10 protein-coding genes and 2 riboswitches are annotated in these 13,974 nt (G+C 53.8%); all 10 genes read right to left on the bottom strand.

Annotation, left to right across the window (positions count from 1 at the left end):
• Positions 1-98: 98 nt before the first annotated feature.
• Positions 99-203, bottom strand: a riboswitch (SAM riboswitch).
• Positions 204-414: 211 nt separating this feature from the next.
• The 10 genes from AV656_RS09620 to AV656_RS09575 all read right to left on the bottom strand — a co-directional run bounded on the left by AV656_RS09620 (position 415) and on the right by AV656_RS09575 (position 13,971).
• Positions 415-1,917: a sodium:solute symporter family protein gene (locus tag AV656_RS09620; RefSeq protein ID WP_063181383.1), complete on the bottom strand. Its 1,503-nt coding sequence runs from the start codon at positions 1,915-1,917 to the stop codon at positions 415-417.
• Between the two features lie 20 nt (positions 1,918-1,937).
• Entirely contained in the window at positions 1,938-3,314 is a 1,377-nt protein-coding gene (locus AV656_RS09615; RefSeq protein ID WP_063181381.1) for an LLM class flavin-dependent oxidoreductase, read from the bottom strand.
• Between the two features lie 161 nt (positions 3,315-3,475).
• A riboswitch (SAM riboswitch) is annotated at positions 3,476-3,582 on the bottom strand.
• 160 nt (positions 3,583-3,742) lie between these two features.
• A complete protein-coding gene (locus AV656_RS09610) occupies positions 3,743-5,392 on the bottom strand; it encodes a catalase (RefSeq protein WP_419865552.1) in 1,650 nt (549 codons plus the stop codon).
• 304 nt (positions 5,393-5,696) lie between these two features.
• Positions 5,697-6,677: an MBL fold metallo-hydrolase gene (locus AV656_RS09605; protein WP_063181377.1), complete on the bottom strand. Its 981-nt coding sequence runs from the start codon at positions 6,675-6,677 to the stop codon at positions 5,697-5,699.
• 25 nt (positions 6,678-6,702) lie between these two features.
• Complete coding sequence (locus AV656_RS09600) at positions 6,703-7,218, bottom strand: hypothetical protein (protein ID WP_063181376.1); 516 nt, start codon at positions 7,216-7,218, stop codon at positions 6,703-6,705.
• A 118-nt stretch (positions 7,219-7,336) separates the two neighbouring features.
• Positions 7,337-8,038, bottom strand: coding sequence for an SDR family oxidoreductase (locus tag AV656_RS09595; RefSeq protein ID WP_063181374.1), 702 nt, complete (start codon positions 8,036-8,038; stop codon positions 7,337-7,339).
• Positions 8,039-8,157: 119 nt separating this feature from the next.
• Positions 8,158-10,632 (bottom strand): DUF2339 domain-containing protein, encoded by a 2,475-nt coding sequence (locus AV656_RS09590; RefSeq protein WP_063181372.1) that lies wholly within the window; start codon positions 10,630-10,632, stop codon positions 8,158-8,160.
• A 301-nt stretch (positions 10,633-10,933) separates the two neighbouring features.
• Complete coding sequence (ahpF, locus tag AV656_RS09585) at positions 10,934-12,484, bottom strand: alkyl hydroperoxide reductase subunit F (protein ID WP_063181371.1); 1,551 nt, start codon at positions 12,482-12,484, stop codon at positions 10,934-10,936.
• Positions 12,485-12,495: 11 nt separating this feature from the next.
• Positions 12,496-13,065, bottom strand: a complete 570-nt coding sequence (gene ahpC, locus AV656_RS09580) for an alkyl hydroperoxide reductase subunit C (RefSeq protein WP_063181368.1) — start codon at positions 13,063-13,065, stop codon at positions 12,496-12,498.
• A 486-nt stretch (positions 13,066-13,551) separates the two neighbouring features.
• Positions 13,552-13,971 carry an OsmC family protein gene (locus AV656_RS09575; RefSeq protein WP_063181366.1) on the bottom strand — a complete coding sequence of 140 codons (420 nt, stop codon included), beginning with the start codon at positions 13,969-13,971 and terminating at the stop codon, positions 13,552-13,554.
• Positions 13,972-13,974 lie beyond the last annotated feature (3 nt).

Here is a 13,974-nt window from a genome sequence, read left to right as displayed (position 1 = left end):
ATTGATCTCCCGGGAATTGATGCCATATTCACGCCGCAGCAAAATTGAGATACAAAAAGCCCCTTCCCGATGAGGAAGAGGCAGTATGTAATCGGCCTTCCTCATCTTTCAAGCATACGCTTGCTGGAATGAGCACCTTGTTACAACGTAACGGTTGCTGCGGGATCAGCGGACCAGTTTCCTCCCCCGGCTCTTGATAAGGTCAAAGATTATTCAATTAGTAAGATTATCCTAAGCATATCGAACCCCAACTAGTCTGTCAACGTGAAATTTTCAATCGACTTTCATGGGCAACTTGATAGCCGGTCATCTGAAATACCATTTCCACAACGCAAAGCCGATCACAGCATAAATGATGACAAAACCGTAAAGCCAAACGGATAGCATTTCATTCACAAACATACAGACTCCCCCTTATTGCCCCTGTTCGGCGTTGGCCAGCCGCGCCTCTTCTTTCTTCTCCGTCAGAACATTCGCCAGCACAACCATCGTGACAATGCCAATTCCCGTCGCCACTGCTCCGGCTGTCATCGTGCTCTGAATCAGGCCGCCAAAGTACAGTATCAGATAGGCCGCGAGTCCGATCAACATCGATCCCTCCGCAGCCCTTGCAGACGCTTTCCGTTTTCCGTACACCGCATATAAGATGGGACCCAGTGTGCCTGCCGCGACTCCGGAAATGCCGATCCACATGATATCGCCCATATACGCAGGTGGTTTCATGACGATCAGAAGGGCGATGATTCCCACAACAGGAACGGTCAGCCTGCTGATCTGCAGCGCAATTTTCTCCGCCTTTTCTTCATCGACTTTGACATAGCCCCTCCTGACCAGGAATTTCAGGAAAATGTCATTGGCAAAAACCGTGGAGATCGAAACGAACAGCCCATCGGTTGTTGACATGGCCGCAGCCAGTATCACGACACCGAACAGTGCGACTACTGCGGCAGGAAATGCCCATGCTACATACTCCATCAGAGCCAGGTCTGCCACGAATTCCCCAGAGCCCAGTGCCACCCTGCTATAGAGCCCTCCAAAGAGAACCAATACGCTAAGCGAAGCCACGATGACATATGTCAGAATCATTTTACCCAGATCTTTTTCGTTCTTGATGCCCAAAACTTTATTAAACAGGTGAGGAGCCGACGCAAAGGCCCACTGGATGCAGATTGCGCCGATCACCGCGCCAATCGAATAGAAGTGAGCGGAATCCGGGTTAAAGACAGCCACCAGGTTCGCATCCTGTGCCGCCAGGTTGTCGGTGATCCCGGCAAACGTGGCCGCGATGCCGTTCTTCCAGAAAATTACGATTCCGGAGATGAAGATCACAATCCCTGCAATCGCCATCATGATCACCTGGACGGCATCCGTGTAGATATCCGCAAATGCTCCGCCGCCGAATACATAAACCACCACGACGACGGTGATGAGGATCAGGCCGGTACGATAGTCCATCCCCAATAAATATTCAAAAATCCTTGCTCCCGCCACAAACTGGGCGGCAATATAAAAAATGTTGAACAGCAGGATGAGGCCGGTCCCCACCCGCAAAAGGTCGCTGTTGTAATAATCCCCAAGCCAATCCGGCAGTGAGAGAGATTTCTGCTCTTCATTGAGTGACCGGATTTTCTTCGCGACCATCAGAACTCCGAGCGCTCCTCCCCCGATCATCGCCAGCATGAGCCAGAGATTCGTGAGCCCCCACTCATGAGACCAGCCCGGATAGCCGAGGAAAGTCGCGGCGCTGAGATAGGTGGCAGCAAAAGAGAGGCCAAGCACAACCGGCCCCAGGCGTCCCCCGCCTATCGCAAAGTCACGGATATTCTTCGTTTTCTTTGTTCCGATATAGCCAAGAAATAGCATGATTGCCAGAAAAACAATAAACCCGATCCAGGTAAACAGTGTGACCGTATTCATGGCATCCCCTCCTTACCCATTTACTTCACAAATGATGAGATTTGTTTTGCCGGGTGGTTGTCAGGAAGGAGAGGCGATCCTGTGCCAAAGAGGTTCTCCCGCAAAGTCTTGCCTTCATATTCAGTCCGGTAGATTCCCCGTTTCTGCAGTTCCGGAACGACATGATCCACAAACTCTCGGAATGTCTCCAGTGAATAGCTTTGTGCGATGTTAAATCCGTCTGCATCCCCCTCAGTCGCCCATTCCTCGATACTGTCCGCAATCTGTTCGGGAGTTCCGATAAACTTGGCGGTTCCGTTGCCGAGGCCATGGTTCAGCACCGCCTCCCGTAGCGTCCATTTCTTGTTCGGGTCTTTCGTATACATGTCCAGATTCCCCTGCACGGCTTCGGTTTCAATGTCTTCGATGTACTGGTCCGGATCATATTTCGAGAAATCGATTCCCGTATGGCCGGAAAGTAGGGCCGCGGTCCCTTCATAGCTCACATGGTTTTTCAGGTCCTCGTATTTGGCGTGTGCTTCTTCCTCTGTGGAACCGACAATCGGAAGGACCATAGGGAAAATGCGTATATCATGCGGGTTCCTTCCAAAACTGCTGGTGCGCCTGCGCAGATCTGCGGAGTAATCCTTGAACGCCTGCAGGGAATGTCCCTTTGTGAATACCGCTTCCGCGTGCTTGGCCGCAAAATCCCGCCCGCGCGGTGAGGCCCCTGCCTGGAACAATACCGGCGTCCGCTGCGGAGAAGGTTCGGTCAGATGAATGCCCGGTACATCAAAGAATTCTCCGTGGTGGTCGATTGCATGAACTTTGGATGGGTCGGCAAATGTATCCCCTTCTCTGTCATAAACCACTGCACCGTCTTCCCAGCTATGCTCCCAGAGTTTATAAACCACTTCCAAAAACTCGTCCGCACGGTCGTAGCGCTGGCTTTTCGGAAGACGTCCGGACAGCCCCAGGTTGACCGCTTCACTTTCCAAATAGGAAGTGACCACATTCCATCCGAGCCGGCCTTCCGTCAGGTGGTCCAGCGTTGAGAGCTGGCGCGCCAATGCATAGGGCTGGGCATAGGTCGTAGAAACCGTCGGTGCAAAGCCAATATGCTCGGTCACCTGTGCCATCGCAGAAATAATCAGCAGCGGGTCGTGTGCAGGCAATTGGACAGCATGGCGAACAGCTGCCTCATGGCTGTTTCCATATTTCGAATATGTACCCAGCACATCCGCGATAAAGACCGCATCGAATTTCCCGCGCTCCAATACTTTCGCGGTTTCCGTCCAGAAGCTCAGCCTGTTATGGTTCGTCCCCTCATCTTTTGCATGCTTCCATAGTCCGGTCGAATGCGGTGATGGCGAGTTTTGAACAAAACCGTTTAAATGAATCTGTTTTTTCTTCCCCATGATCTGTCTCCCCTTTCAGATTCCCTCTCACTAACTGTCCAAATAAAATTAGTCGGGATATTGCTTGTCGGATGTTCCTTGCGCACACGCCATTCGTCCAGGCGCATCCGGACGAGCAAAAACCTCTTCCCTGGGGGGAAGAGGCAACTTCATCTATTCCACCCTCATCTTCCAGGCATGCCGCCTGCTGGAATGAGCACCTTGTTACATCCGTAACGGTTGCTGCGGGATCCTGGGACCAGATTCCTCCCCCGACTCTTGATAAGGAAATATTCAATTAGTAAGAATAAGCCCATATTATCGTTATCCAATTAGTCAGTCAACACCGAATAGTCGAAATGGTAAAAAAGGACGATGCATACAACTGCATGCATCGTCCCAAGAGAGTCATCAGAAGTTGGACAGCCTATGATGACGGATTATGCTGATTAGTAGCCGTCTGTTTCCCGGCTCTTTTCTACTGCTTCATCAACCGCTTCATTCTGGGCAGTGGTGCCGCCTTCGCCGTATTTCGACTTGACGCCGGCTTCCTGGCCAGGGAGGCGGTGGTCTGCACCCTGTTCTTCAAGTTCCTTCATCTTCGCCTCGATGCCTTCCTTCACGCGGCGGCCATAGTCTTCATCGGCCTGTGTGAAGTGGTGAATCATCGCTTCCTGGATGCGCTCGTCACAGATCGCGAGCACATCGGACAGGTTGGAGATGAGTTCTTCGCGCTCCCACTCTTCGAATTCACGGTAGGTCTCGCCGGCCTGTCCATAGTTGTTCGGACGGTCGATCTGCTCGCTCATGACCTTGCCGCTGTATTCAGGATTGTGAGGTGTGCGTTCGGACTTGTCCGCTTCCTGCAGGCCGCCGACCATCGACGGCTCGTAGTTGATGTGCGGGTTGCCGCCCGCTTCTTCCGGCGTGCGGTAGCTCATCTGGCCACGGTGCTGGTTCGTGCGGACTTTCGCCTTCGGTGCGTTGACCGGAAGGTGGAGGTAGTTGGCGCCTACACGGTAACGCTGCGTATCGGAGTAGGAGAACGTCCGTCCCTGGAGCATCTTGTCATCCGAGAAGTCCATTCCGTCCACGAGGACGCCCGTACCGAATGCAGCCTGCTCGATCTGGGAGTGGAAGTCCGTCGGGTTCTCGTTCAGGACCATTTTGCCGACCGGCAGCCAAGGGAACTTGTCTTCCGGCCAGAGCTTTGTGTCATCTAGCGGATCGAAGTCGAGTTCCGGATGATAGCCGTCTTCCATAATCTGCACGTAAAGCTCCCACTCAGGATATTCACCGCGCTCGATCGCTTCGTAGAGATCCTGTGTCATGTGGCCGTTGTTTTTGCCCTGGATCTCCATCGCTTCTTTGGTCGTCAGGTTGCGGATGCCCTGCTTCGGCTCCCAGTGGTACTTGACGAGGACTGCTTCGCCTTTGTCATTGACCCACTTGTATGTGTTGACGCCGGATCCCTGCATATGACGGTACGTTGCAGGACGGCCCCATGGGGAGAACAGGAATGTGATCATGTGGGTCGCTTCAGGCGAACGGGATACGAAATCGAACATGCGGCGCGGATCCGGAACGTTCGAGGCAGGATCTGCCTTGAAGGCGTGGATCATGTCAGGGAACTTCATCGCGTCACGGATAAAGAAGATTTTCAGGTTGTTGCCGACGAGGTCCCAGTTGCCGTCTTCGGTGTAAAATTTCACCGCAAAACCGCGTGGGTCGCGATCGGTTTCAGGCGCATCCTTCGAGCCCGCAACCGTGGAGAAACGGACGAGGACAGGCGTCTTTTTGCCTGCATCCTGGAATACTTTCGCGCGGGTGTACTTTTCGACCGGCTCGTCACCGACTTTGCCGTATGTCTCAAAGTAACCGAACGCGCCCGTGCCGCGTGCGTGAACGACGCGCTCCGGCACCTCTTCACGGTCGAAATGGGAAATCTTTTCGATGAAGTGATAGTTCTCCATCATTGCAGGACCGCGGTTGCCGAGCGTCTTAATGTTCTGGTTGTCAATTACGGGATGTCCCTGGCGAGTCGTCAGCGCCTCGCGTTCCTCATTTGAACCATTCATCTTTTTGTCTTCCGCCAACATGAAAACCTCCTTATGATCGTCGATACCCTCATACTACATGTTTTCAGAATCTTTTTAAAGCGGGAAAGAGACTTCTTGTTTAGAACAAATTTCTCTCTAGAATTATTCTAAACAACCTCAAGACCAAGTATAATGAACAGCGCTTAAACATGCAAACGATTTGAGCCAGTCGGTTAAATTTTTCTCCGACACGGTTGCTTCTATGTATTGTCCTCATCTGAGTGCTAGAGCTTGCCCATGCCGTGTGCAAGGAAACCGGACTGAGAATAAACAATGATAAATGAGAGCGGAATTGCCATATTTGTCAAGAAAGATGATAGTTCCATACTCCGTCTTCCATCGTCTTTGTGATTTTCCCCTGCTCCTCAAGGTAGTCTATATGTCCGATGATCTCTGACATGACCAGCGGGAACTGTGTCCTGTACAGATCTTTGTAATAGGCTTCAGTGATCCTGGCGGGTACCGTGACGCCGCTCCCGATCAGACCTAGGAGCTTTTCGCATTTACGGTCCATCCTGGAAAGCCGGTCGCGGACAAGTTCATCCGTATTGCGGACCGGTTCGTGATGGCCCGTGTAGAGAACGTCCGCGCCGAGTCCGGCAAGTCTTTCGAGAGACCGGCGCTGCTGGCTCACCGACGGAAGCCGGCTGCCGTTCATAGCGGGATCGATGATCGCATTGACCGAGGAACCTTCGATCAGCACATCTCCCGTGAAAGCCGTCCGGCCGTCCGTGTCCAGGAACGTAATGCAGTCCGGGGAATGTCCCGGTGTCTCCATTACTTCGAAGCCGAAGACCCGGTCTCCTTCACCGATTTCAATGATTTCGGTCCGGATGGCATTTTGCGCCGCATCCCGGATGGTCTGTTCCATCTTCGCAAAGCGCCCGGCACCTCTGCCGCCGCCGCCCATCTCTATGTAAAGCTGTTTAAAAAAGGCGAGCCGCATCTCCAGGAACTCCCTGTCCAAGCGCAGTCTCGGGACTGCTTCCCTGTGCGCATAAACGGGGATGTCCCTGTTCTCCAGGATTCTCGGAACGAGCCCCACATGATCCTCATGGTGATGCGTCAGCAAAATCGCTTCCAGGTCGCCTAAGTCCGCGCCCGCCTGCTTCAGTGTGTCTTCAAGACGTTCCATACAGTCATCCGAATCCACGCCCGCGTCAATCAGGACGATTCCTTCCGGCCGTTTGATCAGGTAGAAGTTAATGGTCTTGAGTGTCGGATAGATGCCCGGCTGGATGATCGGATAAATAGTGTATGTCTGTTGTCTGATGGCTTCCGCCATGTCCCCCACTTCCTTCCCCCGCTTTTTAAATGTCTGCAAGCCTTCCCGCGGCTTCGATCACGGATTCCATGAATCCGCCGATGGCCCCCATATGTTCTTCGTCGATTCGGGTGTTAAACACGGCTTCCACCCGGTTCGTCCATCCCGTGTCGCCCTGGGGATAGTCGAAGCTAAGTGTCTGGCTGAGCCGGATGTCACGCTCCCACAGATCTGCCAGCATCGCGCCGATTTTCTCGCATTGTCCGTCGGGATCCGTAACCGGCTTGTCGAACCGGACACGGAGCGTCACACCGGGCTCCGCATCCGGAAGCTCGAGAATCTCACCGGCAAGATCCCCCGCGGATGCGGACAACTCCACTTCAACCGGAATTTCCGGCTGGTCAGTCCGGACGAACCGGATGACAAGCGTCCGTGACAGGTCGGCGAGATCCATGACATCCGACCTTCCCGTAATCAGGATCCTGCCTTCCAGGTTGTCCAGGTTATATATATGATTTTCAAATGCGACCTTGAGGTTTTCGAAAATCGTCGGGTCTGACATTCAGGCCGCCTCCTTCTGGTATTGTCCCATCTTCAATCTTACGGAAAAGAATCAAACAGTTCAATAATTCAGAACCTTTTTATCCTCCCTAAGATGATTGATGGCTCGGTATTGGCGGTCAGACCGGCCGGATCGTAATTTCGTTCACATTGACATGCGTCGGCTGGGTGAGCGCGTAAACAATGGCCTCCGCGATGTTCTCCGGGTCGAGGATTTTCCGGTCGACGCTACGGGATCCCATAAGCGGGGTATCGACCATCCCCGGGGAGATGTTGGTCACACGGACGCCGGTGCGGGCCAACTCCTTTTCAAGGCCCATCGAGATTGCCCGGACGGCAAATTTTGTCGCGCTGTAGACGGTGCTTGTCTTCGTCACTTCATGGCCCGAGACGGAGTCGATATTCAGGATATGACCGGATCCCCGGCCGATCATTCCGGGCAGAACGGCATTTGTCGCGTACAGCAACCCCTTGATGTTGACGTCGATCATACTGTCCCATTCATCCGTCTTCCCGGAGCGTACCGTCCCTGCGAGCATCTGCCCGGCATTGTTGACGATAATATCGACGGTACTGTATGCCTCCGCGGCTTTTTGGACGAGTTCCCTGACACTCGACTGGTCTGTCATATCGGTCGGCACAGCAATGGCCTCTCCGCTCGCTCCGCTGTTAATCTCCTCTTCCACATCCTTCAATTTTTCTGTACTCCTTGCCGCAAGGACGACGTTCAGTCCCTCTTTGGCAAGCCTATAGGCAACCGCCTTTCCGATCCCGCTGCTGGCCCCTGTCACAATGGCTGTCTTTCCGTTCAAGTTTTCCATCCTAACGCCTCCTCTTCATCCATCCTATACCCTGGGACACTGAGCTTAGACAGCCGGTCAAATGACGAAATTGCGAATTCAAAAAAGCTTCCGGAGGTGCTCCGGAAGCAGATGATTTTTTATTCTCCATCGTCTTTCTGCAATGTTCTTGAGTAGATAAGACCGGCTGCGCCGACCGCAGTGAAGAGGAGGGCACGGATGACGACCGAGACCGAAGCCAGGTCGACGATGAACAGCTTCGAAAAGCTCAATGCGAGCAGCACAATGCCTGCATTACGCACCGCCTTCCAATTCATCTTCCGGCCGGCAGTGATCGAAACAAACGCGAACAGGAAGAGGAGGAACGTATGGACAAAGAGGACCGTCTCGTTCTCCCAGTCAAATTCCCTGACGCCGGAGAAAAGCCACTTGTTCAAAAGGAAGAAGTAAAGGAACTGAAGCAGGAACGCGACTGTGGGGACCTCCAGCCTTCTCTTCTCGCCAATCTGTCCACGGATCGCTTTCACGGACAGATAGGTCACCCCGGCCGCAAAAAGCAGGCTGACTGCGAGGCTGAGCCAGAAGCCGCCGCCCTGCCAGCCGGTCATCGGCATAAACAGGAGCAGAACGCCGAGCGTGATAAACTCAATCGCCCCTGCCCCGGCCACATAACGCCCGTGCGCCGAACGGTGAAGAAAGTAGCTGCCGAATGCCAAGAGGCCGATGATGCCGATCCTCAGATGCCATTCCGGTCCGAATGCAAGTTCCGCATCCCGGAGAAGAACACCCGACAGGCGGAACATGTAGATCAGGACAACAATCTGCCCGGCAATCAGTGCGGCATCGATCTGTGAAGTTTTGATCCATGCAGGCCGATGCTGGTAGAATGCCGCATAAACAAGCGCAAGTGTCCCGATGAACATAAGCCATACCGCATGTTCCGCAGAAAAAAACTCACGGAACCAGCCGAACGACACCGTGGAAAGGGAGCCAAGTGCATACAGCCCGCCCGACACTGCCAGTGTCCGCATCGCGCCGGAGCGGAGCCCCGCCCAGATGCCGGCCGCTCCGACGACGAACAGCAGCATCAGCTGCACGGCCGGTCCATCCATGCGGAAGCTGAGGATAAAGACGGCAAATGCCGCCACCGCCATCGTCGTCAGGATATCCTGCAGAGACGAATCTTTCAGCATGTAGGCATAGACGGCCAGTGCCGCATAGAGCACCGCCAGCACACCGTATGCAACCTGAAGAATCGGCTCGTCAAACAGCATGATCCAGATGAGACCGAACACGAAATTCACATACAAAAGCACTTCCGTAAAGATGAACCGGGGAATGCTTCCTTTCAGGTAAAAGAACAGAAGCGCGAGATGCTGAATGAGCGCGGTCGCGGCGACAAGATTCTCATAACCGCCCCGCACGCCGTCCAGCAGAAGATACATATAAAGCGTCATGTTAAACAGGAGGAACAGGGCGTAGAACGTCACGCGGTGCCGGCTTCTGACCGACACGTAGAACAGCGACAAAAACAAAATGAGGACATACGCGCAGAACATGACTGCGGACGCCCCTTCCCCTTCCAGGAGAAACGGCAGGAGGAAACCTGCGATCGCCGTGAAGATCGTAAGCGTCTCAGAGTTTGTCCGGATGGATGCATAGATGCCGGCTGCAATATAGGCGATACCGATCAGGAATGCCGGAATCAGCGGCAGATAGCCGTACAGCTGATTTGCCGCGAACGTTGTCAGGATCCCGAGGGCGATCGTCCCGCCCCAGAGCGTCAGGCCGAATCCCCGCCGTGATCCCCTGATAGAACGGTAGCCCAGATAACCGAGCAGGATGGATCCCAGATAACCAAGGGCCACCCGGACTCCTTCGGTGATCCAGCCCATGTCGAAGCTGACCTTGAGTCCCCACAGCACGCCAAGCAGCAGGATGACCATGAACACCCTCGGAAGCCAGACGGCGAACTGCCGCTCGAAGTCGAACGGCTGCTGTTCCTTGAACACCGGCTTCTGAACGGGCGACGGCGACGGGATTTCTTTCCTCCCGTCCGCCTTCTCCTGCTTCTCTTCTCCGGGTTGCCGCAACCAGCCATAGGTCGTTGCCGGCATGGCGTTTTGTGATTCTTCAGGAGTTTTGGGCCGTTCCGCTGATTCTGGACGTCCGGCCTCCGGCGTTGCGGCAGGCTCGTCTTGCACCGGAGAATCCGGCTCCCCTTCACTGTCCTTTGCTCCGCCGAGCCCGATGCTCGCCATCATCTCCGACAGGGAAGGCGGACGTGCGGATTCGGATTCCTTCTCCGGCTCTTCCGCCGGTTGTACCTCCAATGCCGGTTCCCCTGCAGGAGGTTCACCCCCTGCTGCAGGATCTTCTGCCGACATGGGCTCCGCCTCCTGAATCTCAGGTTCAACCAGTTGCTCCGGCACACTTTCCGGTTCCGGAGCAGGCCTGTCATCCGCCTTCGGTTCCGCGGCCGCTTGTTGCTCACGTTGCGTTTGTACTCTCTCGTCTTCACCGGACTTTAAAGACTTCAGCTCCTGCCGCATCGCCCGCATTTCCTCTTCCATACCAGCTAGGCGCTTCAGCAGTTCCTTCATCTCTTCACTCACGGGGGCACCCCCTTTTATTCTGTGGTGTTTCTAACTAATACGCGTTTGCCGGGAAATGGTTTCACACCCGGCCATCTTCTTCCACTGTATCCGAATTCGGTCCGATCCGGAAGAGGGTTGTCGAAAAATGGCGGTATTTTGCATGGACAGTGAGTGTACAAGCAGTGATCCTGAGAGTATAGGCAGAGGCTATGAGAGTACAAGCAGCGCTCATGAAAGTACAGGCAGAGACAACGAGTGTCCAAGAAGCACTCGTCTCCACAACAAAAGAGCAGGTTCACAAGGAACCTGCTCCCAATCATTATGCCTTAACCGTTTCAACCTGGCTGCGGACCAGATAATCGAATGCGCTCAGGGATGCAGTTGCACCCGCGCCCATCGAGATGATGATCTGCTTGAACGCGCTGTCCGAGCAGTCTCCTGCCGCAAACACGCCAGGCACGTTCGTCGCGCCGCGCTTGTCGACCATGACCTCGCCGAACTTGTTGCGTTCGACCGAGTCGCCAAGCCAGTCCGTGTTCGGCACGAGGCCGATCTGGACGAAGACACCGGCCAGTGCAACATGCTTTTCTTCGCCGGTCTCCCGGTCGATGTAGGTAATGCCGTCAACTTTGTCCGTGCCTGTGATTTCCGTCGTCTGGGCGTTTTTCACGACCGTGACGTTAGGCAGGCTGTACAGACGCTCTTGAAGAACGGAATCCGCTCTGAGTTCAGCACCGAACTCAAGGACCGTCACGTGATTCGTGATGCCCGCGAGGTCAATTGCTGCCTCAATTCCGGAGTTTCCGCCGCCGACGACCGCTACATCCTTGCCTTCAAACAGCGGTCCGTCACAGTGCGGGCAGTAAGCGACGCCTTTGTTCCGGAATTCCGCTTCGCCCGGCACGCCGATATTGCGCCAGCGCGCACCCGTTGCGAGAATCACTGACTTACTCTTGAGGACCGCACCGTTTTCCAGCTCGATTTCGACAAAGTCTTTCTTCTCCAGACGCTTTGCACGCTGAAGGTTCATCACGTCGACGTTGTATTCCTTGACGTGCTCTTCGAGGCTCGCTGCGAGCTTCGGCCCTTCGGTATGCTTCACGCTGATGAAGTTCTCGATTGCTGCCGTATCCAGGATCTGCCCGCCGAAACGCTCGGCGACCACACCTGTACGGATGCCCTTGCGCGCCGCATAGATTGCCGCGCTCGCGCCTGCAGGGCCGCCGCCGACAACGAGGACGTCAAACGGCTCTTTGTCTTCGAATTCAGATGCGTCTGCGGTGCTTCCGAGTTCCGCGAGGATTTCCTCGATTGTCTTGCGTCCGTTTGTGAACGGTTCGCCGTTCAGGTAAACGGTAGGAACAGCCATGATGTTCTTGCTTTCGACTTCTTCCTTGAACACCGCGCCGTCGACCATCGAGTGCGTGATGTTCGGGTTGAGGACACTCATCGTGTTGAGTGCCTGCACCACTTCAGGACAGTTCTGGCAAGTCAGGCTGATGTAGGACACGAAGTGAAGCTCATCCTTGATGTTCTTCACCTGCTTGACCACTTTCTCATCCACTTTCGGCGCACGTCCGCTTACTTGCAGAAGCGCGAGGACGAGGGAAGTGAACTCATGGCCGAGCGGCGTTCCGGAAAAGACAATGCCGGTTTCTTCGCCCGGACGGTTCACGCTGAAGCTAGGTGTTCTTTCCAGCTCAGCCTGTTCCACTTTGATGTGGGATGACATGGCTGCCAGCTCATCAGTCAGAGCCGTCATTTCCTGGGATGCTTTATCGGTTCCCGCGCTGACCTTGAGAACCACATCGCCTTCCATCAGTTCGAGATACTGTGCAAGCTGCTGCTTGATCTGTGCATCAAGTGCCATGTTATCTCTCCTTAAATTTTGCCTACGAGGTCAAGGCTAGGCTTCAGTGTTTCTTCGCCTTCCTGCCATTTTGCAGGGCAGACTTCGCCTGGGTTGTTGCGGACGTATTGAGCCGCTTTGATTTTGTTCACGAGCGTGCTTGCGTCACGGCCAATGCCGTCAGCGTTGATTTCAGCAGCCTGTACGACGCCATCCGGGTCGATGATGAATGTGCCGCGTTGTGCAAGGCCTTCTTCTTCGTCGAGAACGTCGAAGCTGCGCGTGATTTTCTGGGAAGGGTCACCGATCATGACATATTCCAGTGTGCTGATTGCATCGGAATGATCGTGCCATGCTTTGTGCGTGAAGTGAGTGTCCGTCGATACGGAGTAAACTTCAACATCGAGACCTTTCAGAGTTGCGTATTCTTTCTGCAGGTCGCTCAGTTCAGTCGGGCATACGAAAGTGAAGTCAGCCGGGTAGAAGCACACGATGCTCCATTTGCCCTTCATGTTTTCGTCTGTAACCTCGATGAATTCGCCTGTGCCTGCGTTGTACGCGTTAGCCTTGAATGGTTCGATTGTTTTTCCGATAAGAGACATGAAAAATTCCTCCTGTTGGCTTGTATTTTATAGTTGTTCCGGCCCTGACATCCTCAGCGCTGACCCTACTTAACTATAATAATTCTAATTACATATTCATTATTATATGAATCTGAGCTTTAGTCAACCAATATACTGCTATCGGGACAAATGACACGAATCATTCAAAATCTCAAGTGAAACCGCCAATTCCGGGTATGCTTATGCTGTCTGGATTTCCTTTTCCTCTGATCCCTGTGAATAAAACTGAGTAGATGCGCCTCTCACTTTCCCAATATACACAATATTTTTTCAATTATCTTTGTCAAGTCCTCCTCCGTTTGAGTATGGCTTTTATATTGGGAACTATTCGCCGCCGGCCGCATAAACGAATGGCACCGGCGGCAGTAAATAAAGAGGCCGGAGGAAGATGAAAAGTCTTCCTCCAGCCCTTTTGGTGTTCTGGTGTTCAGGCAAGTGTTCCCGGGCTCCAGTGAATTGCAGACTTCAGATTTCCTGTGGTTCACCATTCAGGATCAACCGGTAGGAGATCTCGGCGCTCAGGGAATCTGAGACGGAACAATACTTTTCCTCTCCCAGACGGATTGCGCGCCATACCTTTTTGCTGTCGATGTCCCCATCGACGACAAAGGTCACCGTCATTCCGGTGAAGCCTTTTGGTGCTTCTTCTTTCCGAATGCCCTCAGTTTCAATTTCAATCTTATTGATTCTCTCCAAATGGGGCCTCAAGATCATCGTGACGTCGATACCGATACATCCGGCCAATGACCCCAGCAACATTTCCGTCGGAGTCGCACCTTTTCCCAAGCCGCCATAGGCTTCCGTCGCATCCATGTTGATGTCATACCCGGAATCTCCGACGGCCGTAAAAGCCCTGCCGCCCGTCCAAGTCGTCTTTACTTTCATTTA

Source organism: Bhargavaea cecembensis (assembly GCF_001619585.1).
Taxonomy (GTDB): Bacteria; Bacillota; Bacilli; order Bacillales_A; family Planococcaceae; genus Bhargavaea; species Bhargavaea cecembensis_A.
The sequence above is the reverse complement of the archived record's forward strand: the minus strand, read 5'-3'. Positions and strand labels throughout refer to the sequence as shown.